25 protein-coding genes are annotated in these 20902 nt (G+C 65.0%); 11 read left to right on the plus strand and 14 right to left on the minus strand.

Annotated elements, in window-relative coordinates:
* Positions 1 to 7: 7 nt before the first annotated feature.
* From SD196_RS05800 to SD196_RS05820, 5 genes are all read right to left on the minus strand, one after another.
* Positions 8 to 781 (minus strand): SDR family NAD(P)-dependent oxidoreductase, encoded by a 774-nt coding sequence (locus SD196_RS05800; RefSeq protein WP_416311126.1) that lies wholly within the window; start codon positions 779 to 781, stop codon positions 8 to 10.
* Positions 782 to 1036: 255 nt separating this feature from the next.
* Positions 1037 to 1840 carry a gamma-glutamyl-gamma-aminobutyrate hydrolase family protein gene (locus tag SD196_RS05805; protein ID WP_275610461.1) on the minus strand — a complete coding sequence of 268 codons (804 nt, stop codon included), beginning with the start codon at positions 1838 to 1840 and terminating at the stop codon, positions 1037 to 1039.
* 373 nt (positions 1841 to 2213) lie between these two features.
* A complete protein-coding gene (locus SD196_RS05810; RefSeq protein WP_416311127.1) occupies positions 2214 to 3866 on the minus strand; it encodes a diguanylate cyclase in 1653 nt (550 codons plus the stop codon).
* A gap of 195 nt (positions 3867 to 4061) precedes the next feature.
* Positions 4062 to 4406, minus strand: a complete 345-nt coding sequence (locus SD196_RS05815; RefSeq protein WP_275610463.1) for a hypothetical protein — start codon at positions 4404 to 4406, stop codon at positions 4062 to 4064.
* Between the two features lie 375 nt (positions 4407 to 4781).
* Complete coding sequence (locus SD196_RS05820) at positions 4782 to 6110, minus strand: OprD family porin (protein WP_275610464.1); 1329 nt, start codon at positions 6108 to 6110, stop codon at positions 4782 to 4784.
* 443 nt (positions 6111 to 6553) lie between these two features.
* Here SD196_RS05820 and SD196_RS05825 point away from each other — a divergent pair, with 443 nt between their 5' ends.
* The 5 genes from SD196_RS05825 to SD196_RS05845 all read left to right on the plus strand — a co-directional run bounded on the left by SD196_RS05825 (position 6554) and on the right by SD196_RS05845 (position 10114).
* Positions 6554 to 6943 (plus strand): RidA family protein, encoded by a 390-nt coding sequence (locus SD196_RS05825; RefSeq protein ID WP_275610465.1) that lies wholly within the window; start codon positions 6554 to 6556, stop codon positions 6941 to 6943.
* Positions 6944 to 7532: 589 nt separating this feature from the next.
* Positions 7533 to 8003 (plus strand): hypothetical protein, encoded by a 471-nt coding sequence (locus SD196_RS05830; protein ID WP_275610466.1) that lies wholly within the window; start codon positions 7533 to 7535, stop codon positions 8001 to 8003.
* Between the two features lie 64 nt (positions 8004 to 8067).
* On the plus strand, positions 8068 to 8913 hold the full coding sequence (locus tag SD196_RS05835; protein ID WP_331316647.1) for a DUF692 domain-containing protein: 846 nt from the start codon (positions 8068 to 8070) through the stop codon (positions 8911 to 8913).
* Entirely contained in the window at positions 8906 to 9679 is a 774-nt protein-coding gene (locus SD196_RS05840) for a DNA-binding domain-containing protein (RefSeq protein WP_275610468.1), read from the plus strand. The genes SD196_RS05835 and SD196_RS05840 overlap by 8 nt, the downstream gene beginning before the upstream one ends.
* Positions 9680 to 9691: 12 nt before the next feature.
* The gene (locus SD196_RS05845) at positions 9692 to 10114 is read left to right on the plus strand and encodes an organic hydroperoxide resistance protein (protein ID WP_331316643.1); all 423 of its coding nucleotides are present in this window, start codon (positions 9692 to 9694) and stop codon (positions 10112 to 10114) included.
* A gap of 374 nt (positions 10115 to 10488) precedes the next feature.
* On the opposite strand, the gene SD196_RS05850 is transcribed toward SD196_RS05845, so the two are convergent.
* The 5 genes from SD196_RS05850 to SD196_RS05870 form a co-directional block, all read right to left on the minus strand.
* A complete protein-coding gene (locus tag SD196_RS05850; protein ID WP_416311128.1) occupies positions 10489 to 10827 on the minus strand; it encodes a hypothetical protein in 339 nt (112 codons plus the stop codon).
* A gap of 137 nt (positions 10828 to 10964) precedes the next feature.
* Positions 10965 to 11480 (minus strand): DoxX family protein, encoded by a 516-nt coding sequence (locus SD196_RS05855; protein WP_416311129.1) that lies wholly within the window; start codon positions 11478 to 11480, stop codon positions 10965 to 10967.
* A 76-nt stretch (positions 11481 to 11556) separates the two neighbouring features.
* Complete coding sequence (locus tag SD196_RS05860; RefSeq protein WP_275610472.1) at positions 11557 to 12204, minus strand: hypothetical protein; 648 nt, start codon at positions 12202 to 12204, stop codon at positions 11557 to 11559.
* Between the two features lie 137 nt (positions 12205 to 12341).
* Positions 12342 to 13652: an ATP-binding protein gene (locus tag SD196_RS05865; protein ID WP_275610473.1), complete on the minus strand. Its 1311-nt coding sequence runs from the start codon at positions 13650 to 13652 to the stop codon at positions 12342 to 12344.
* Positions 13649 to 14389 carry a response regulator gene (locus tag SD196_RS05870; protein ID WP_275610474.1) on the minus strand — a complete coding sequence of 247 codons (741 nt, stop codon included), beginning with the start codon at positions 14387 to 14389 and terminating at the stop codon, positions 13649 to 13651. The genes SD196_RS05865 and SD196_RS05870 overlap by 4 nt, the downstream gene beginning before the upstream one ends.
* A gap of 224 nt (positions 14390 to 14613) precedes the next feature.
* On the opposite strand from SD196_RS05870, the gene SD196_RS05875 reads away from it, so the two are divergent.
* Both SD196_RS05875 and SD196_RS05880 read left to right on the plus strand, forming a co-directional pair.
* The gene (locus tag SD196_RS05875) at positions 14614 to 14886 is read left to right on the plus strand and encodes a DUF2790 domain-containing protein (RefSeq protein ID WP_416311130.1); all 273 of its coding nucleotides are present in this window, start codon (positions 14614 to 14616) and stop codon (positions 14884 to 14886) included.
* 88 nt (positions 14887 to 14974) lie between these two features.
* Positions 14975 to 16180, plus strand: a complete 1206-nt coding sequence (locus SD196_RS05880) for a cytochrome c biogenesis protein DipZ (protein WP_416311131.1) — start codon at positions 14975 to 14977, stop codon at positions 16178 to 16180.
* A gap of 59 nt (positions 16181 to 16239) precedes the next feature.
* Here SD196_RS05880 and SD196_RS05885 read toward each other — a convergent pair whose 3' ends face one another.
* From SD196_RS05885 to SD196_RS05900, 4 genes are all read right to left on the minus strand, one after another.
* Positions 16240 to 16641 (minus strand): helix-turn-helix domain-containing protein, encoded by a 402-nt coding sequence (locus SD196_RS05885; protein WP_275610477.1) that lies wholly within the window; start codon positions 16639 to 16641, stop codon positions 16240 to 16242.
* 7 nt (positions 16642 to 16648) lie between these two features.
* Complete coding sequence (locus tag SD196_RS05890; RefSeq protein ID WP_331316632.1) at positions 16649 to 16933, minus strand: type II toxin-antitoxin system HigB family toxin; 285 nt, start codon at positions 16931 to 16933, stop codon at positions 16649 to 16651.
* 157 nt (positions 16934 to 17090) lie between these two features.
* Positions 17091 to 17732, minus strand: a complete 642-nt coding sequence (locus SD196_RS05895; RefSeq protein WP_343574539.1) for a DUF1109 domain-containing protein — start codon at positions 17730 to 17732, stop codon at positions 17091 to 17093.
* Positions 17719 to 18306, minus strand: coding sequence for a sigma-70 family RNA polymerase sigma factor (locus SD196_RS05900; RefSeq protein WP_275610480.1), 588 nt, complete (start codon positions 18304 to 18306; stop codon positions 17719 to 17721). Before SD196_RS05900 ends, SD196_RS05895 begins: the two co-directional genes overlap by 14 nt.
* A 232-nt stretch (positions 18307 to 18538) precedes the next feature.
* Here SD196_RS05900 and SD196_RS05905 point away from each other — a divergent pair, with 232 nt between their 5' ends.
* Genes SD196_RS05905 through SD196_RS05920 form a run of 4 tightly spaced genes read left to right on the plus strand, consistent with a single transcriptional unit; the run spans position 18539 to position 20901 of the window.
* Positions 18539 to 18826: a DUF2282 domain-containing protein gene (locus tag SD196_RS05905; RefSeq protein WP_275610481.1), complete on the plus strand. Its 288-nt coding sequence runs from the start codon at positions 18539 to 18541 to the stop codon at positions 18824 to 18826.
* A 16-nt stretch (positions 18827 to 18842) separates the two neighbouring features.
* Positions 18843 to 19676, plus strand: a complete 834-nt coding sequence (locus tag SD196_RS05910; RefSeq protein WP_275610482.1) for a DUF692 domain-containing protein — start codon at positions 18843 to 18845, stop codon at positions 19674 to 19676.
* On the plus strand, positions 19673 to 20428 hold the full coding sequence (locus tag SD196_RS05915) for a DNA-binding domain-containing protein (protein WP_343574532.1): 756 nt from the start codon (positions 19673 to 19675) through the stop codon (positions 20426 to 20428). Before SD196_RS05910 ends, SD196_RS05915 begins: the two co-directional genes overlap by 4 nt.
* A gap of 11 nt (positions 20429 to 20439) precedes the next feature.
* The gene (locus SD196_RS05920) at positions 20440 to 20901 is read left to right on the plus strand and encodes a DoxX family protein (protein WP_343574530.1); all 462 of its coding nucleotides are present in this window, start codon (positions 20440 to 20442) and stop codon (positions 20899 to 20901) included.
* Position 20902: the final 1 nt, after the last annotated feature.

Here is a 20902-nt window from a genome sequence, read left to right on the forward strand (position 1 = left end):
GGGAGGGTTACAGGCTGCTCACCAGGTGCCCGCCATCCACCGCCAGCACGGCGCCGGTCATGAAGGCGCCGGCGTCGCTCGCCAGCAGCAGGAAAGGGCCTTCCAGCTCGCGGAGCTGGCCCAGGCGGCGCATCGGCACGATGTCGCGTATATAGGCCTGGCCCTTTTCGCTGTCGAAGTAGGCGTCGTTCATTTCCGTCTTGAAATAGCCCGGCGCGATGGCGTTGACCCGCACCTGGTAGCGCGCCAGCTCCAGCGCCAGGGATTTGCTCAACTGCACCACGCCGGCCTTGGCCGCGCAGTAGTGGCTGTAGCCGCCACCCACGCGCAGGCCGAGGATGGAAGCGATGTTGACGATACTGCCGCCGCGCTGGGCCTTGGCCAGGCGCTGCGCCGCGCACTGGGCCACGCGCCAGACGCCATCGAGGTTGGTGGAGAGCATGGCGCGCCAATCGTCCTCGCTGATCTCCAGCACCCGCTTGCCGTTGCCGATGCCGGCATTGTTGAGCACCACGTCGACCACGCCGAACTGCGCTTCGGCACTGTCGAAGGCCGCTTCCACGCTGATGCGGTCGGTCACGTCCAACGCTACCGGGTACGCTTCGCCGCCGTCGGCACGGATGGCTTCAGCCAGTTCTGCCAGCCGTTCGGTGCGCCGCGCTGCCAACACGACGCGGCCGCCAGCATGAGCGGCAACCCGTGCCAGGTGTGCGCCGATGCCGCTGGAGGCACCGGTGACCAGCACGGTCTTGCCGGTGAGGGAGAAGAGGTCGTTGTTCATGGGCTGCACCTTGGTTGACGGGGCGAAATCGCTGACCGCCAAGGTTAGCCCGAGGCACCCTCAAGGGCATGCAGGGGGCGCCATTCGCACCGCGAATGACGAGCCCTAGGGGCTCTTCGTAGGAGCGAGCTTGCTCGCGAACGGCCCAGCGCGGGAGCACTACTGAAATCCGTTCGCGAGCAAGCTCACCCCGACAGGGAGCAGAAAAGAAAAAGCCCGGCACAAGGCCGGGCTTTTTCATGACGCGGGAGAAGCTCAGGCGGCGAGGGCTCGGGCCTGCTTCTTCTTGACCTGCTGGCGGCATGCGTCGCCGAAGGCCTTGAAGATCTTCACCGAGTCGGGGTTCTGCGCGGCTTGCCACTCCGGGTGCCACTGCACCGCGAAGAGGAAGGGCGACAGGCTCGGGGCGTGGATCGCCTCGACCAGACCGTCTTCGGCATGGGCGATGGCTTCGATACCCTTGCCCAGGTTCTTCAGGCCCTGGCCGTGCAGCGAGTTCACGCGGATCTCGTCGCCCAGCAACTGCTGCAGCCAGCTGCCTTTCTGCAGGCGCACGCCGTGGACCTGGCTGTACTGCACGTCGACCGGGTCTTCGGGATTTTCGCGATGGTCGTTGAAGCCGGGTTCGGCATAGACCTTCTGGTAGATGTCACCACCGAGCGCGACGTTGATTTCCTGCATGCCGCGGCAGATGCCGAAGATCGGCAGGCCACGGGCGATGGCGGCCTTGATCAGCGGCATGTCGAAGTTGTCGCGGTCCTTGTCCTGGCCCTTGCCGGGAGTTTCGTTCTCCTGGCCATACAGGGTCGGATCGATGTTGCTGCCGGCGCCGGTGAGGTACACACCGTCGGCCATGTCGAGGTATTGCTCGAGGTCTTCGATGCCGCAGCAGGTCGGCACCAGTACCGGCACGCAATCGGACTGTTCGACCAGGGGCACGATGTATTTGTGGGTCATTACCTGATAGTCGTGGCCTTTGCGCTCTTGGCTGCCCATGGACATCAGGACGACGGGTTTGCGGAGGGTCTGTTTCTTGTTGCCAATGTTGCTGTTGGACATATGTCACCTTTGGACGGGCTGCAGCCCATCGTTTTTGTGCAGGCGCACCGCTCTGAGCTGGGCTACCTGAGGTTCCGAGCACTGCCGGGAACGCACAGAAGGCGAAATTTCCCGGTCGAAACCTGCCTACCAGCCTGCCAGAGCCGTTAAATATGTCAAACGATTTCGGCGGGTGGCGTCAAAAATAATGGCCGAAACATTGTCGAACAATGTTTTTAACTTTTTGTTTTTAAAGGATTTTTATAAATATCCATTCGAAGCAAAAAGTCCATTATTTAAAACGCGCGTCAATAATGGTGAAAAATTCTGAACGTTTTTTCATGGCGGCTGACAGCGCACCCCCAGCGGCGCGCTCTGCCTTGCGGCTTGCCGCTTAGTCGCACTCAATGCGGTTGCGTCCGTTCTGCTTGGCGCAATAGAGCGCGCGGTCGCTGCGCGAAAGGGCGGCCTCGGCGGACACATCGCTGCCCTGCAAGGCCGTGATGCCGATGCTGATGCTCAGCGGAATGCGCTCGCAGCCCAGCAGCACTGGCTGGTCGTCCAGTTGCTGTTGCAGGCGCTTGGCGAAGGCCACGGCGCTGCCGACATCCGCATCGCCCAGCACCACGGCGAACTCTTCGCCGCCCATGCGCCCGGCAAAGTCGATGCGGCGGATCGCACGGCCGAGGATGCGGGCGAAGTGGCGCAGCGCTTCGTCGCCCACGCCATGGCCCCAGCGATCATTGATGGATTTGAAGTGATCCAGGTCGCACATCAGGATCGCCGCGCTGCGCACGAGTCCACGTTGCACACGGCCCAGTTCGGCCTCGATCAACTGCATGAAGTGGCGCCGGTTGGGCAACTGGGTGAGGAAGTCGGTCGTTGCCAACACCTGCAATTCGGCTTCGATGCGCTTGCGCTCGGTGATGTCGGTGAACAGGCCATGCCAGATCACGCTGCCGTCGGCCAGGCGCTTGGGCTGGGCGTTGCCCTGGCGCCAGAGCATGCCTCGTCCGGGCAGCAGCACACGGAACTCGTACCGCCACGGCCGCAGCGTCGCCGCGGAGGCATCCAGGGAGGCGAGGAGGGCGGGCAGGTCGTCGGGGTGTACCAGGGTGCGCAGGATCGCTGAATTGCCGCTGACCTGCTCGGCGCTCATGCCGAAGATTTCCCTGACGCCGGCGCTGACGTAGGGGAAGGTGCCGGTGCCATCTGGCAGGTGGCGGAACTGGAAGACCATGCCGGGAATTTCGTCGGTCAGGTCGGTGAGCAGCTCGACGTTCTGCCGCAGCTGCTCCGAGACTCCCCGCAGCGCGGTGATGTCGGTGGTGGTGCCGATCATGCGCAGCGGGCGGCCGGCGTCGTCGCGCTCGACGACCTTGCCGCGGCTGCAGACCCAGATGTAGTGGCCCGCCTTGTGGCGCAGCCGGTGCTCCACTTCATAGGCCGGCGTGCGGCCTTCGAAGTGCGCATTGATGGTTGCCTGGACATAGCTGAGATCGTCGGGATGCACGCGCAGGTAAGCATCGTCGATTCGATGGCCGATTTCGTTGTCGGCATAGCCCAGCAGAGCTTTCCAGCCGGGGGAGTAATGAATCTCGCCCGTGGGAACGTGGCGGTCCCACACGCCCGTGCCGCTGCCGGCGATGGCCAGCGCCAGGCAGCTTTCGTCAGCCCGGCAGAACAGTTCCTGAGCGATGCTGGCGGCATCGTCCAGTGCGCATCGGGTGGCGGCATCCAGCGTGCGTGGCTGGTCGTCCAGCACGCACAGCCAGCCAAGGGTGGTGCCATCGGCGGCGCGCAGGACTGCGGTGCCCAGCGGGTGCAGGTCGCCCTCGCTGCTGCGCAGGGGCGCCGAGGCGGCATTGAGGCAGAGCAGGGTGGCAAAGGACTGCGCCGCTTCGTGCGTCAGGCCATCGAAGCCGAGCAGGTGGCCATGGGCGTCGGCCAGCAATGCGGCGACCGCGCCGAAGCGGTAGCGGGCAAGGCGCAGGAGACTGTCGAATCGCCCGTATTCCTGTACTTCAGGATCAGTGGAAGTCCGCATGGGATGACTGCTTCCTCACCGGAGAATGGGGGCGTTCCCGTCTGGCGGCGCGGACGATGACGTCTCGTGGCCGACAGATGGCCCTATGAAATCACGGCGCGGGTATACGCCACAATCTCCCTGTGAGGCAGGGGCGACGAGTGAACCGGCGGCCGGTGCCGGTCCGGCCGCTTGCGTACCGCCGGGTCCGGGTACTCAGCTCAGGAGTTGGTCGATCAGGACGGCATTGGTGTAGATCAGGCTGCCATCGCTGGCCCGGTGGCCCACCAGGTGGAAGTGCCCGCGCTGGTCACTGTGGCTCAGGTAGACGCGGTACTGGCAGTCGGAGAGCGGACCAAAGCCTTCGGGCATCTTCAGGTCGAGGTTGTCCAGGTCGGCATCCACCATGACGTCACGCTTGCCGCTGTTCTGCAGGTAGTCCTCGGCCTGCTCCAGGCGCAGGTGATCGGCGTCGCTGACGAAGAAATGGATGTCCTCCAGTGGAATGGGTTTCTGGTCGGCGCTGGTCTTGCACCAGCCTTCGAGAGTCATCGCGCTCATATGAGGTGGCCTCCTTCAGCAGTGCGGGCATTTGGGTTTGCCGCGACTGTCACTGCTTTTGACCGCCGGTATTGGAGTGTGATTCAACCTATATTGCGCCGGTGATGGACGGGCATAAAAAAAGCCGCTCCGGGGAGCGGCTCGAAGGACGTTGAAGGAGCAATCACAATATCAACGTCAGGAGTCATCTTTCGATAATCGACGATAGGCGATATCGAAAGCGGGAGAGATGGCAGGAATTCTAGAAAGTTCGAAGGTGTGGATAAACCACGCTTCGGGGAAGAGACTTTCTGTCTCAGTGCAATAATGCAGGATCAATAGCGGAACAACTCTCGGAAGAGTCCGAAAGTTGTTCCGTGATGGCTATCGGCCGTATTACAGGATCGACAGCGGATAATCGACGATCAGACGAAGCTCGTTGTTATCCGATTCGCCCTGGTCGGAGTTGGCGCGGTGGAATGCCTGGCGCAGGCGGAACGACATGTCCTTCACCGGGCCGGACTGCACGACGTACTTGGCTTCGAAGTCGGTCTCGTGGTGCTTGCCGTCTTCGCCGTACAGGCCCACGTACTGGCCGTTCGGGTCGGCGTGGGTGCCGTCGATGTTGCTGCCGTTGATGTAGCGGGTCATGAAGCTCAGGCCCGGCACGCCGTAGGTGTCCATCGCCAGGTCGTAACGCACCTGCCAGGAGCGCTCGCCCGGACCGTTGAAGTCGGAGAACTGCACGGAGTTGGCGAGGAAGATCGAGTCACCGCCGGCGCCCGCGCCGTTGTCGCCGAAGCCGACGTAGTCGAACGGGGTATCGCCGTTGACCTTCTGGAAGGCCAGGGTGACGGTGTGCGCCTGCAGGAAGGAGTACGCGGCGGCCAGCGACCAGGTGGTGTTGCTGATCTCGCCGGCCTTGGCCTGGCCGTAGTCGGTGGTACGGTAGATGTTGAAGTCCAGGCCCAGCGACTGGTCGTTGCCCAGCGGTTGCAGGTAGTTCACGTTGGCGTAGTACTGGCGCCAGATGTCCTCGAACTCCGAACCGTACAGCGAGGCGTTCAGGTTGTCGGTGATCGCGTACTTGCCGCCGACGTAGTCCACGCTGTCGGCTTCGACGTTCGCGTAGGTCGCGTACAGGCCGCCGTCGTGGCTGGTGGTGATCGGGCTGGTGCCGGCGGTGAAGTGCCCAGCTTCCAGGTCAAGACCTGCGATTTCGCTGCTCAGCAGGTTGAAGCCCGAGGCGGTCTGCGGAATCAGGCGGCTGCCGCCGGCGGCGAAGACCGGCGCGACCGGCTGCATGTCGCCGAATTTCAACTCGGTCTTGGAGAGTCGCACCTTCAGCGCGGCGCCCGCCTTGCCGTAGTCGTCCTCGGGGTCGCCATGGTTGTCCACCGGCAGGTTGCCGGTGCCGGTCCGGCCGCCGCCCGCATCGAGCTTGAGGCCCAGGTAGCCGAAGGCATCCACGCCGAAGCCGACGGTGCCCTGGGTGTAGCCGGAGGAGAAGTTGGCGAGGATGCCCTGGGTCCAGTCACGGTTATCGCTGAAACCATTCTTGCCGTCGTGGTCGTAGTAGTAGTTGCGCAGCAGCACGTCGAACTTGGCATCGTCGACGAAGCCCTTGGCATCGGCCTGGTCGGTGACGAAGGGTTCGGCGCCGGCGAACTGGCTGGCGGCGGCGGAAACGGCGAGCACGATAGCGCTGCGTTTGAGATGCTTCATGGATATTGCCCCTAGAGTCTTGGAGACCCGGCCCGTTGAATCGCGTGAGGGCCGGAATTTTTATAGGCAGGCACAATGAATCCGGTCATGGATCAACCACGGCGGAAGTCGCAGGAAGTTGCGTTGACATTGTTGCGATCAACTTTCTCCTGCCCGCTCCAGGCAGGAAAAAGCCAGCGTAATAATGCCGAAAGAGTGCCCGCTTTAAATAACGGAATATGAAAAGGTCTATGTCCTGAATTGTAATAATCCCTCTGTGAAGTTCGAGGGGAATATCACTCGCTCATACGATGGATGTATTGACGGATGACAAAGCGAGGGGAATGGCGATGTTGCGGGAAACATCAGTCGGCGTGGCGGTGGGAGACGGGATGAGGCTAAGCTGCGCGTCCCGGGCGGGCCGAACGGCGCCGCTCATAGCCCCTGATAGCAGAGAGTTTCCCATGGCGCAGAATGACAGCCCCTTCTTCATTCCCGACGCGGACCCCGAATCCATTTCCTCCGACGTGGCCGGTTTCGGTGGCCTGCTGGTCTCCACGCAGATCCCCACCCTGGAAGACGGCAGCCTCGAGCTGGGCGACATCAAGGCCCAGAGCGAAGCCACCCTGCGTAGCCTGAAGGTCGCGCTGGAAAAGGCCGGCAGCGGCCTGGACCACGTCCTGCACCTGACCATCTACCTGACCAGCATGGCTGACCGCGCCGCCTTCAACGAGGTGTACTGCAGCTTCTTCGGCAAGCCCTATCCGGTGCGCGCCGCCGTCGGCATCTCCGAACTGGCGGTCGAGGGCATGAAGGTCGAGGTCACCGCCATCGCTGCCAAGCGCGCAGGCTGATCCCGCCTGCATCGCTGCAAGCGTGGGCCATGCCCGCGAGAGGGCCGCTGATGCGGCCCTTTTCTTTTTCTCCGGCCAGTGTGCTGACGCGCCGGGACGATTTCGCGGACAAGGTTCGCTCCTACAAGATCAAGGGCCCCTCACCCTAACCCTCTCCCGCAAGCGGGAGAGGGGACTGTTCGGTGCAGGATGAAACCGTAGTGTCAGCCGGCACGGACGGCGCCCTCTCCCTGAGGGAGAGGGCTGGGGTGAGGGGGAAAGCCCTGGCACAGATTCAGCCGGGACAAGACAGTTGCTCCTACAGTTCCGCGTCGCGCCTCCTCTTCGCAGGGTGGGCTTGCTCGCGAACACCCTCCGTACCGAACTCCCCCCGCAAATGTATTCCTTTGTATCCGCCATCCCCTGACGGGATACAGACATACAAAAGACTCCCGCTCCAGATACGCCGGCGATACATCGCTACGGCGAAATAGCCCTACCCGAACGAACAATGCGACGGCAGGGGAAACCCTTCCAGCGCCTCGTTCCAGGGATTCGCCCTAGTGGCATTACCCGGCGCGGAACGCGCCACAGCATCTGGAGAAGCACAATGACTCGTATCTCGAAAACCCAACTTGGCCTGCTCGCTGTCGCCCTGGCCGGTGGCCTGAACCTGGCGTCCTCCGCCTTCGCTGTCGAAGCGCTGCCCCAGGGCTACCAACTCGCTTCGGCGGAAAAAGCCGGGGAGGGCAAGTGTGGCGAGGGCAAATGTGGCGCCAGCGGCGCCCAGGCCAAGGCCACCCAAACCAAGGCTACCGGCACCGAAGGCAAGTGCGGTGAAGGCAAGTGCGGCGACGCCTCCTTCGCCCGTACCGATGCCGACCACGACGGCCGCGTCTCCCGCGCCGAACTGCTGGCCGTGGCGCCCAAGGCCAACGCCGAATTCGACGCCATCGACGCCAACCACGACGGCTTCCTTTCCGAAGGCGAAACCTACCAGTTCCGCAAGAACCAGTTCGACTCCAACGGCAAGCCGTTCCCGTCCGACCTGTACAGCAAGCTGAGCCAGGCCAAGAACTGATCCGCGCCGACCACCTCCCCGCGCCGCTGGCCGGGGAGGGCACTTCCCTCCGAAGGAGACCGCCATGACTCTTCCCGTTTCCCTGCATGGTGCCGGCCTCGGTCTGCGTCGCGCGCTGCTGCCCGAACTGCTGACCATGGCCGACGGCGCGGTGGACTTCCTCGAAGTCGCCCCGGACAACTGGATCGGCGTCGGCGGCTCCTACGGTGAAGGCCTTGCCCGCCTGGCCGAACGCTTCCCGCTGTCCTGCCATGGCCTGTCGCTGTCCCTGGGCGGCCCCGAGCCGCTGGACCACGTCTTCCTGCGCCGCGTCCGCGAATTCCTCGACCAGCACCAGGTGCCGCTGTTCAGCGAACACCTGAGCTACTGCTCCGACGACGGCCACCTGTATGACCTGATTCCCATGCCCTTCACCGACGAAGCCGTGCGCCACATCGCCGGACGCATCCGTGAAGTGCAGGACGCCCTCGGCCGCCGTATCGCCGTGGAAAACATTTCGTACTACGCCGCGCCCTACCAGGCGCTGAGCGAAATCGACTTCCTCCGCGCCGTGCTCGCCGAAGCCGACTGCGACCTGCTGCTGGACGTCAACAACCTCTACGTCAACGCCCACAACCACGGCTATGACGCCGCCGGTTTCCTCGCCCACGTGCCGGCCGAGCGTGTCGTCTGCCTGCACGTGGCCGGTCACTACGACGAGGCGCCGGACCTGAAGATCGACACCCACGGCGCCGCCGTGAAGGACGACGTCTGGGGCCTGCTGGCCAGCGCCTACCAGCACTTGGGCACGGTATCGACGCTGCTGGAGCGCGACTTCAACCTGCCGCCGCTGGCCGAACTGATTGGCGAAGTGAACTGCATCCGTGAGCTGCAGATGGCCGCCCGGCCGCTGGAGGTGCGTCATGGCTGAGAGCCTGCGCGAGCAGCAGCTGCGCATGACCCGCTTCATCCGCGACCCGCAGGCCAACGAGCCACCGCCCGGCATCGAGGCACGGCGCCTGGCGGTGTACCGGCAACTGTTCTTCGGCAACCTGCAATCGCTGCTGGCCGGCAACTTCCCGGTGCTGAGTGCGAGCCTTGGCACCAAGCAATGGCAGTCGCTCACCGAAGACTTCTATGCCCGTTACCGCTGCCACACGCCGCTGTTCACCGAAGTGGCCGGCGAGTTCGTCGAGTACCTGGAAAGCCGCGCCGACCAGCCCGGCTGGGTGGCCGAACTGGCCCACTACGAATGGATCGAGACCGCGCTGCTGCTCAGCGATAAAGCCGAGCCGGCCCATGATCCGGACGGCGACCTGCTCGACGGCGTGCCGCTGCTCTCCAGTCTCGCCGTGCCGCTGGCCTATGCCTGGCCGGTCAGCCATATCGGCCCGGACAACCTCCCGCCGGCAGCGCCGGCCGAACCCGCGTTGCTGCTGGCCCGCAGAGGGGCAGACCTGAAGGTGCATTTTTCGCGCCTTGCGCCCCTGGCCCATGCCCTGCTGGTGTCGCTGCAACAGTGGCAGCTCACCGGCCGTGAACACCTCAAGGCGCTGGCGGAAATCGCCGGCATCGAACTGGCTGCCATCGAAGGGCAGGGCATTGCCCTGTTGCGCAGCCTCAAAGAGCAAGGCGTGGTGATTGGCACCCGCCCCAACTGCACCACTTCACGTCGTCTACCATTGGCTCGCCCCTGAAGGAGAAGCACCATGACCGATACCCTGGCAACCGTGATCTACACCGCCCAGACCCACACCACCGGCGGCCGCGACGGGCGCGGCCAGAGCACCGACGGCGCGCTGGACCTGCCGCTGAGCCCGCCCGGCTCCGGCCGTCCCGGCACCAACCCCGAGCAGCTGTTCGCCATCGGCTGGTCCGCCTGCTTTATCGGCGCCCTGCGTCGCTCCGGCCAGAAGCTGAATATTCGCCTGCCCGGCGACGTGGCGGTGGACGCGGAAGTCTCCCTGGGCAACACCGCCGACGGCGGCTTCGCCCTGGCCGCCCAGCTCACCGTGCACCTGCCGGGTTTGTCGGCCGAGGATAAGGAGAAGCTGGTAGCCGAGGCGCACCAGATCTGCCCGTACTCCAAGGCGACTCGCGGGAATATCGAGGTGGGGTTCGTCATTCCCTGATCGCTTTCCAATCCACAGCCCAGCCCGCGCACCCTCACCGGTGCGCGGGCTTTTTGCTTTTGTGTAGGAGCGAGCTTGCCCACCGTCAGGCGTTTGGATCGGTCTCGTAGGATGGGTGGAGCGGAGCGATACCCATCGATCCCACGCGATCACAGCATGGGTATCGCAAGCTCCACCCATCCTGCGCACTGCGCGATTGCGACCGGCCGAGCATGGGGTATGAATTCCGGATGTAGGGCGAATAACGCCCCAGGCGTTATCCGCCATGCACTCCCGTTCGTAGCGAAGAGATTGGCTGATGCATCGGTGGCGGATAACTGCGAACGGTTTTGCGCCCCTTGCTGCAGGAGCGCCGAGTGGGCCGCGGCGACGGGTCAGTTGTAGCGCTGGGCCGCCAGTGCCCGTTCCTGGCTGATGGGCTGGAGTACCGGATGTTGGCTTTCGATATGAATGTACAGGTAATACCGGCCGTCCCTGTCGGATATCACGCGATGCACTTCGAAGAGTTTGTTCATCCGGCCTTTGGCACCAGGGACCAGTTGTTGATGCAGCAGATCGTATTCGCGGATGTTGTGCTGCTTGAGTGTGTCCAGGAATGGACCTTCGGCTTGGCTTCTCAACTCGATCTTGGCGGACTTCTCGACGGCCAGTATTGCCTTGATGAGCAAGGCAAGGCCGGCCACGGCAAATAGCGCTTTTACCAACAGGCCCATGGGTAACTTCCTTGTATTCGACCGAGCTGATTGTGCCTCGGGCGGTAGTCCAAGGGGCATCATTCGACACGGACAAAGAAAAACGCCCTCTCCAATGGAGAGGGCGTTTCTGCCGAACAGCCGGGCGTGGAGATCGATCAGCTGACGCGCGAAGCCCCCAGGAATCGCCGCACCAGCCCATCCACGCTCAGCGCACCCGAGCCCTTGAGCATCAGCGGCAGCAATGCCACCAAGTAGATCAGCGGCAGTTTGTAGTTGCCAAAGCCATGGTCGGTGATCGAGTAGCCCTGGGCGAGTTCCGCGAGGCTCGACCACTGTGCCGGCCAGTGCACCGCGGCGATGGCGACGATGGTCACGACGATCAGCGAAGCCGAAGCGAAGCGCGTGGCCAGGCCCAGCAGCAACAGCACCGGCGCGATCAATTCGGCCCACATCGACACCTGCCAGTCGAAGCCGGCGGAGAAGTGGTTGAAGGGGAAGGGGAAGTTGGCGTGGATCTGTTCGAACCAGTTGTCGCCGTGCCATTTCTCCAGGCCCGACTCGAAGAACTCCCAGGCCAGGAACAGCCGCAGGGGAATGTCCCAGCCCCAGGCAGCGAGACGGTCGAGTTGGTCGAAGACGGCTTTGATCGGGGTCAGGGGCAGCAGGGTCATGGCGCACCTCATGGGCAATACAGTGGGTAAGGTTGTGTCGGCCGGGCGTCATCGCCGGTCGCGGAAGAAGGCGGATTCAGCGGGTAGCGCTCAGCGCGGCAGCGGGGCGGGTTTCACGGCGCAGGCGCATGGCCAGCTTTGCAGTGAGCTTGAGGGCGACCGCCGAACTGATCAGCGCGAAGCCCAGCGGGTACCAGGAGCCCAACGGCAGGCGCTTGTAGAACGACAGGACGAAGACGGCGGCGATGACCCAGGTGCCGGTGCTGTGCAGGATCTTCCAGGCGCGGGCGCCGAGCAGCTTCACGGCGGCGGGGAAGGAGGTGACGGTCAGCAGGATGATGAACAGGTAGCCGATGGAGCCGGGGATGTTCGCGGCGACGCTGCGGCCGTGCCAGAAGGTCTCGGGGAAGAACTTCACGTAGAGCATGATCAGCACCGCGTGCACGGCATGGGAGAAGGCGAAGGCCAGCCCCAGGAAGCGCCGCTCGCGCAGCAGGCCGCGGGTGAAGGCGCTGGGTATCAGGACCGCCAGGGACGAGGCGAGGAAGGCGGCGAGGAACAGCGCGAAGGATGTACGCGCGGTGGTGCGGATTGCGCTGCGCAGGGCGTCCACCCATTGCGGCTGGGCACACAGGGCCAGCGCGGTGACGATCAGCACCAGAGCGGACAGCAGGGAGAACAGGCGCCAGCCATGCAGGCTGGCGGATTCGGCGGGACGGGTCATGGCAGGCTCCTTGGGGAACGCGGCGTGCGGGATGCCGCCGCGATTCGTGGAGCCATGCTGCCAACGGGCTTTATCTCGGATGTGTCCGCTAAAGCCCGTCATGTATCCCTTTGTACAGTCCTTTCACGAGCAAGGTGTCAGGCGGAGGGGCGCAACTCCAACTGAGCGCACAGCCCGCCGCTGGCGCGGTTGGACAGGCTCAGGGTGCCGCCCAGCGCCTGGCTCAGCTGCTGGGCGATTGCCAGCCCCAGGCCGGTGCCGCCGGTGCTGCGGTTGCGCGAGCTTTCCACGCGGTAGAAGGGTTTCACCACTTCTTCCAGTTCCTCTTCGGGGATGCCCGGGCCTTCGTCCAGTACACGAACACACACGATGCCCTGGGCGTCGCGCTCGACTTCCACCTGGGCGGAGCCGCCAAACTTGAGCGCGTTGTCCACCAGGTTGGTGAGCACCCGGCGCAGCGCATGCGGGCGGGTTTCCAGCACGGCGTTGCTGTTTCCTTGCAGCTCCACGGCTTGGCCGCTGTCCTGATAGTCGAGGACGAGACTATCGAGGAAGGCATCGAGGTTGACCTTCACCGCCGCCTCGCTGGCGCCGTCCATGCTGCGCGCATAGGCCACGCCTTCGCGGACCAGGTGCTGCATTTCCTCCAGGTCGCTCCACAGGCGCTCGCGCTCGGGGGAGTCGTCCATCTGCTCGACGCGCAGTTTCATCCGCGTGATGGGGGTCTGCAGGTCATGGGAGATGGCGGCGAGCAGTTGCATGCGTTCCTTGAGGTACGATCCGATGCGACCCTGCAGTGCGTTGAAGGCGCGGGCGGCATAGGCGACTTCGCTGGGGCCGCGTTCATCCAGCTCCGGCGCCGGGGCGTCCGGGTCGAGGTGATCCACCGCCTGGGCCAGCCGGGTCAGCGGGCGGATGGCCAGGCGTACCGCGAGCCAGGTGCAGAACAGCAGCAGTGCCAGTTGCACGATCAGCACCCAGGGCAGCCACTGCGCCACAGGTACGCCCTTGGGCGTCACGTCGATGGTCAGCGGGCTGCCGTCCTTGAGTGTCAGGTGTACCTGGAAGTGCGGGATGGAGCCTGGGATGTTCTCGAAGCGCAGTGGGTAGCGCGGCCCGACCACTTCGGCGATGGACAGGGCGGCCATCGGCGCCTCTGCCATGTTCATCGGTTCTCCCGGCTGGCCCTCGCTCAGCAGGTAGCGGTAATTGGGCCGCTGCACCATGTGTAGCCACGCCTCGCGTTCATCCCTGGGCAGGCGGTCGAGCAGGGCGACGGCAGTGCTGACGTCGGTTTCCAGGTTGCCCAGCATCATGTTGCGGGCGCTCTGGTAGCGCTCGTAGAACTGCGAGCAGAACGACAGGCTGTAGGCGAACACCAGCCCGGCGAGGAAGATCAGCGCCAGGCGCGCGGCCAGCGTACGTGGCCAGTGCAGGACGGATTTCATGCGTTGGGCTCGAGCAGTTCGACGGCCAGGGCGAAGACGTAGCCTTCGCTGCGCACCGTCTTGATGTAGGCCGGCTCGCGGGCGTCATCCAGCAGGCGCTGGCGCAGGCGGCTCACCAGCAGGTCGATGGAGCGGTCGAAGATGTCCGCCTCGCGGCCTTGCGTCAGGTTCAGCAGTTGTTCGCGGCTGAGCACGCGTTGCGGGTGGTCGACGAACACGCGCAGCAGGCGGTACTCGGCGCCGCTCAGGGCGACCAGCGTGCCGTCCTCGTCGAGCAGATGGCGCGCGGTGGTGTCCAGCTTCCAGCGGCCGAAGCCGATCAGCCGGCTGGCCTCGCTGACCTGCAGGTTCGGCGGCAGCATGCGGGTGCGGCGCAGCACGGCGTTGATCCGCGCCAGCAGCTCGCGGGCGGAGAAGGGCTTGGTGAGGTAGTCGTCGGCGCCCATTTCCAGGCCGATGATGCGGTCGGTCTCGTCGTTGCGCGCGGTGAGCATCAGCACCGGGGTGGATTTGTGCTTGCCCACGCGCAGCTCGCGACACAGTTTCAGGCCGTCGTCGCCGGGCATCATGATGTCCAGCACGATCAGATCCACGGTGTTGCCGTCGAGGAAGGCGCGCATCTGCCGTCCGTCCGCGGCCAGGCTCACGCGCAGGCCGTTCTTCTTCAGGTAGTTGCCGACCAGCTCGCGGATCTCGCGGTCGTCATCGACGATGAGTACGTGATCGACATGGTCCATGCCGGTTCCTCGTTCGTAGTGGGTTGAGCGAAGTGTATAGCGCCGCTCCGCGCTTGCCCCGCGCGCTTTGTATTCCACTGTATCTCGCGCCGCCGTCGATACCTGGCGCGGCAATCCCGCGCCGCACGCGACACAAGCCCGATACCTCCGGTCACTGAAATGGGCGCCAACGGCAAGGCAAACCGCCTCCCGCCGGCAAACCCATCACAGGACAGGAGTTCATCATGAAAGCTCTTCACCTCGGCAGCGCCTGCCTGCTTGCCGCTATCGCCACCTTCTCCAGCCTCGGCGCCCAGGCTGCCGATTCCACGCCGGTCGAGCAGTATCACTATGGCCAGAAACTCGACGTGAAGCAGGTCATCGCCATCCACGAAGACAGTGGCTCGCCGTTCGACTGCGGCATCGTCGAGGCCCGCATGGATTACCTGGATTCCCACGGCCAGGCGCACAGCCTGGCGTACCGCAAGTTCGCCACGAACTGCAACGAAGGCGGCTGATTTCCCCTTGGCCCCGGCCATGGACGGCCGGGGCGTTTCTTCTCATGCCTGCTCGCAAACTCAGGGCCGCTGGCCCATCGAGGTGCCCATGTTGCTCATCGCCTTTCTCGGCGGGGCGCTGACGCTGCTCAGTCCCTGCATCCTTCCCGTCCTGCCGCTGCTGCTGCAACGCGCCGGCGGCCCGGCGTGGTCGCCCTGGGTCACGCTGCTCGGGCTGGCCAGCGGCTTCGCTGTGCTGGCTAGCCTGGCCACGGTGTCCAGCAACTGGGTGATCGCCGCCAGCGAATGGGGTCGCTATGTCGCCCTGGTATTGCTCGGGGTTTCCGCATTGGCGCTGCTCTGGCCGCGCTTCAGCGATGGGTTGGGCAAACCCTGGGCCTGGATCGGCGACCGCCTGCACGGCGAAGCCCGCCGCATGCCGCCGGCGGTTTCCGCATGGGTGCTGGGTTTTGCCGCCGGCCTGCTGTGGGCGCCTTGCGCGGGGCCGGTGCTCGGCCTGATCCTCTCCGGTGCCATGCTCCAGGGCCCCAGCGCGCAGACCAGTGTGTTGCTGTTCGCCTATGGCCTGGGCAGCGCCACTGTGCTCGGTATCGTCCTCTTCGCTGGCCGCCGGCTGATGCAGCACCTGCGCCCGCGCATGGCCGTCATCGAAGGCCTGCGTCGCGCCACCGGCGTGCTCGCCCTGCTGGCGGTGGTCGGCATCGCCAGCGGCGCCAGCGCGCAGCTTGCCTCCGGCAGTTCGTCCATTCTGGTGAACAGCCTGGAACACAAGGTCATCGACAGCGTGCCCGCGCTGCTCACCAGGCTCATGCCCGGCGATACCGCCCAGGGCGCCGAACGCCTGCCGGACCTCGGCGCCGCCCCGGAGCTCGCGGGCGCGGTGGAGTGGATCAACAGCCCCGAACTGAAGACGCAGGGCCTGCGCGGCAAGGTGGTATTGATCGACTTCTGGACCTACGACTGCATCAACTGCCAGCACAGCCTGCCGTACGTGAACGCCTGGGCGAAGCAGTACGCGGACCAGGGCCTGGTGGTGATCGGCGTGCACACCCCGGAATACCCCTACGAGCGCATCCCGGCCAATGTCCGCGACGCGGTGAAGCGCCACGACATCCACTACCCGGTGGCGCTGGATAACCAGTACCGCATCTGGAACGCCTTCGGTAACCAGTACTGGCCGGCGCACTACTTCATCGATGCCAAGGGGCGGATTCGCCACCTGGCGATCGGGGAGGGTGGGTATGGGGAACAGGAAGAGGTGATCAAGGCGCTGTTGAAGGAGAAAGCGAAGTAACTGCCGGCTGAGCGATGGTCAATTGAAAAGCCCCGCGTTTGCGGGGCTTTTCAACTGCTTCAGAAGAACACGTCAGTAGGTACGTTGAATCGTTCGCTGAGCGCCCGAATATGACGGACGTTGAGCTGGCGTTTGCCGTTGAGGATTTCGGATACCACGGACTGCGCACCTATCTCCGGCAGGTCATTCTGGGTCAACTGATGCTCGGTCATGAGAAAACGTAGTACTTCACGCCCTGGCACGTCTGGAATGGGATAGTGCTCGGTATCGTAGGCGGCGATCATGTCGCCGATCTGCGAGGCCAGAGAACTGAGCGGATGGTTCTCTTTGCCGCCGATTTCATCGAGCAGTTCGTCCAGCGCTTCGACCAGGGTGTCGTAGTCCGCCTCGGTGTTTGGTGGTGTGAGCAGCGGAGCGACGAAGCGCCAGTGCTCTGCGGCCTGTTTCAGTAGTGCACTCATGCGCACCTCACTTCCATTGATTGCGGTCGTACTCTTTATGATCGAGTACGGCCCGGATGAAAACCTTCTTGAAGACGTAATCCACGGTGGCGATCAGCCTCAGCTTGTTACCACCGATATCGAACACATGCTTGTCGCCCACCTTGTCCACGCTGGGAAAGATTTGCTTCATCGCGGCAAAGTCCTTCGGCTCCACCTTTTTCATCAGCCTGCACCAGGCGTCGAGTGCGGTGGAGGAGTGGGGCCAACTTTCCTGAGCTTCCCGAATACGCTTCTGGGTAATGACATGCATGCTCGATGTCCGTATCGCAAATTGCTATACGGAATCGTATTACTCCACCGGGGATATAGCAAGTTGCTATGTGATGTCTGGCTACGAAGACTGCCCAATGGCTGGATTCGCGCAGATCCGATGTGGTCGGCCTGCACGGCCAACGGAGTACCCGTCCTCACCACCGCAACAACTTCGGCCCCAGCAACGCCCCCGCCACAGTGGGCACGAGCATCCCCAGCAGGTACCAGACGCCCCAGAACGGCACGCCCATTTCCGGGCAGTGCAGGCAGTAGGCGAGGGTGGCGGTAGCCCCGGCGAGCAGGCCGCCGGCGGCGCCGGCCTGACGCAGGCGGGTAGGGGCGAGGCCGCGCAGGGCCCAGAACACGGCGGCGAACGTCGGCAGCGAAAGCAGGGTGATGTTCAGCGGGCAGGTGCGCCAGGTGCGGCCGAGGATCAGGTCGGCGCGGGCTTCCGGCGGCGCGCCGACGAGGGTGACGGCCGCGCCCAGCCAGACCAGCAGCAGGGGCAGGAGGAGCAGCGTCCAGGCAGCGCCGCCGCGCACGCCCGGCCGGGCCAGGCGCTGGTTGAGCCAGAGGGCGAGCAGGGCGAGGCTGCCGGGCAGCGCGACCTTGGCCCAGAACAGCGGGGTGCGCGCCACCTCGGCGAGGTCGGCGCGTACGCCATACAGCGCCGCCATCAGCAGCAGCGCGCCGAGGCCGCCGCCGAGCAGCGCAAGGCCCAGGCGGCGCGCCAGGGCGTGGCGCTCCACGGGGCCTTCGCCGCTGGCGAGCAGGTCGATCAGTTCATTGGTGTTCATCGTTACGCTTACCTCGAATCATGCCGGCCAGCGCCTTCAGGCCACGGTGGATGCCGACCTTGACCGCCGAACTGGACAGCCCGGTGAGACGCGCGGTCTCTTCCACCGACAGTCCCTCCAGCTTCACATGGACGATCGGCAAACGCTGGCGCTCGGGCAGGTGCTGGAGCAGCTTGCCCAGGTCACGGCTGGCCTGCGCGGTTTCCTCGTCGCCCTCGGCGAACAGGTCACTGTCGTCGTCCAGCGGGTCATGCAGCGCATCGCGCCGGGCGAAGGCGCGGAAGTGGTCGGCCAGCTTGTAGCGGGCGATGGCCTGCACCCAGGCGGTCAGCGGCTGGTCGGCGCGATAGGTGTGACGGGCGTTGTGGACCGCCAGCAGGACTTCCTGCAGCAGGTCCTCGATCTCGCTGGGGCGTCGCTCCAGGCGCCGTCGCAAAAAACCGCGCACATGGCTCGCCAGGTGCGCGAGAAATTCGCGATAGGCCGCCGCATCACCCGCCATGCCGCGCAGCAGCAGGGCCTGCAACTGCGCTTCACGCGCGCTCAATGCGTCCTCTCGGGTAGTTCGTTGCATCGGCCGCCTGGGTTACATCCGTGAGCAAATTTTCTTTTCCGGATCGCTCCGCTGTCAGTGGCGGGCAATCCCTGGGCATGAAAAACGTCAGCACTTCATAACGTTAGCGGGGGTGATGGAAAAATCTCAAAAAAAATTTCCAGGTGCCTGTAACCACCGCCGCGCAGCACACGAATTACTCCACGAGCCCGGCAGATCGCCGAGCCCTTCCAACCCTCGTGGAGACGACATCATGAAAAGCCTCACCCTCGCCACCGCCGCCCTTGCTCTCGCCTCCCTGGCTGGCGTTGCCCTCGCGGACGACACGAAGACCCCGGCCGGCAGCGGCGCGGCCATGGAGAAGTGCTACGGCGTGGCCATGGCCGGCAAGAACGACTGCAAGGCAGGCGCCGGCACCACCTGCGCGGGCAGCGCCAAGAAGGACTACGACGGCATGCACTGGAAGAACGTCCCGGCCGGCACCTGCACCACCATCAAGACGCCCCACGGCATGGGCTCGCTCACCCCGATGAAGTCCTGACAGGGAGGCGCCGACCATGTCTGTGTGCAACCGAATGGGCGCCGGTCTGGGGCTGAAGGCCGAGCATTACGGCGAAGCCTGGACGTGCGACGCCGACGGCCTGTGGTTCGAGGTCCATCCGGAGAACTACATGGTCGGCGGCCCTCGCCGCACCTGGCTTGAGCGGATGGCCGAGCGCCACCCGCTCTCGCTGCACGGCGTCTCGCTGTCGCTGGCGGCGGACGCCCCGCCGGACGCGGAGCACCTGCAACGCCTGCGTGGGCTGGTGGACCTCGTCGAGCCGGCGCTGGTCTCCGAGCACCTGGCCTGGTCCGCCTGGCAGGGCCGGTACCACCCGGACCTGCTGCCCTTCCCGCGGACTGACGAGGCCCTGGCGCGCATCGCCGACAATATCCAGCGCACCCAGGACGCCCTCGGTCGACGCATCGCCATCGAGAACCCGAGCCATTATCTGCGCCTGGACGGCCACGACTGGGACGAGATCGACTTCCTCGCCGAACTGGTGCGGCGCACGGGTTGCGCGCTGCTGCTGGACGTCAACAACGTCCATGTCAGCGCCCACAACCTCGACTACAGTGCCGCCGCTTACCTGGACCGGGTGCCCGCCGAGGCCATCGCCGAGATTCATCTTGCCGGGTACAGCCACGACGAAGGCGGCACGTTGTTGATCGACTCCCACGACGCTGCCATCGCCGAGCCGGTCTGGGCGCTCTACCAACGCCTGGTCCAGCGCATCGGGCCACGGCCGACGCTGATCGAGCGGGATGACCATATCCCCGCGTTCGGCGAACTGCTGGCCGAGCGCGAGATCGCCCAGGCCACGCTGAATCTCGCAGGAGGCTGCCCATGAAACGCTCCCTCGGCCAGTTCCAGGACGCCTTCATCGACGCCCTCTACCAGCGCCCGGCACCCGAACTGGCTGCGCTGACCTCACAGGCGGCCTTCGCCGTCTACCGCAACACCGTGCTCAAGGGCTGCGTGGACGCCCTCTGTGACAACTACCCCAGCGTCGAGCGGCTGGTCGGCACGCCATGGATGCGCGCCGCTGCCGCCGAATACGCCTGGCGCTCGCCACCGACCGATGCGCGGATGGCGCGCTACGGGGCGGCGTTCCCGGCCTTTCTCGCGGATCTGGAAAGCGCCCGCGAGTTGCCGTACCTGGCCGATGTGGCGCGGCTGGATCGCGACTGGCTGGAGGTTTTCTGCGCGCCCACCGAGCCGAGCCTGGAACTGACGTCGCTGGTGGGCATGACCGCCAGCGACCTCGGCGGGCTCTGCCTGCAACCACGCCGCGCGGTGCGCTGGCGCTGGTTCGAGACACAGCCGGTATACAGCCTCTGGCACTACAGCCGCGAAGGCCTGGACTGGCCGGAGGAACTGCCGTGGAACGGCGAGGGTGCGCTGCTGGTGGCCGGCTCCGAGGGCGTTGTCGGGCTACCGCTGGAGAAAGGCGGCTGTGCCTTCCTCGATGCCTGCGCCGCCGGCCATGTCCTCGACCAGGTCTCGACGCTGGCGCTGGAGGCTCAGCCCGATCTGGACTTCACCGACCTGCTCGGCCGCCTGCTGCGCGCCAATGTCTTCCGTCCCCTTTGCCTCGATTGAAGGAGCCCGCCATGGACATCGCCCATCCCTCTCCCGCGTCCCCCCGCCGGCTGTGGAACCAGTTGGCCGACTGCCTGCAGCGCTGCCTTGGCGAATCCTTCCTGTGCCTGGTGGCGCGGCTGGGGATCGCCTCGGTGTTCTTCATGTCCGGGCGGACCAAGGTCGAGGGCCTGCTGACCATCACCCCGAGCACCTACGACCTGTTCCAGACCGAGTACGCGCTGCCGCTGATCTCGCCGTACCTCGCGGCGCACCTGGCGACCTACGCCGAACACCTGTTCCCGATCCTGCTGGTGCTCGGCCTGTTCACCCGCCTGTCGGCGCTGGCGCTATTGGGGATGACCACGGTGATCGAAGTCTTCGTCTATCCGGACGCCTGGCCCACGCACCTGTCATGGGCCGGCCTGTTGCTGCTGCTGATCGCGCGCGGGGCGGGTGGATGGTCGCTGGATCGGCTGTTGCGGCTGCGCTGAC

It is taken from the genome of Pseudomonas macauensis (genome assembly GCF_047902425.1).
Lineage (GTDB): Bacteria > Pseudomonadota > Gammaproteobacteria > Pseudomonadales > Pseudomonadaceae > Pseudomonas.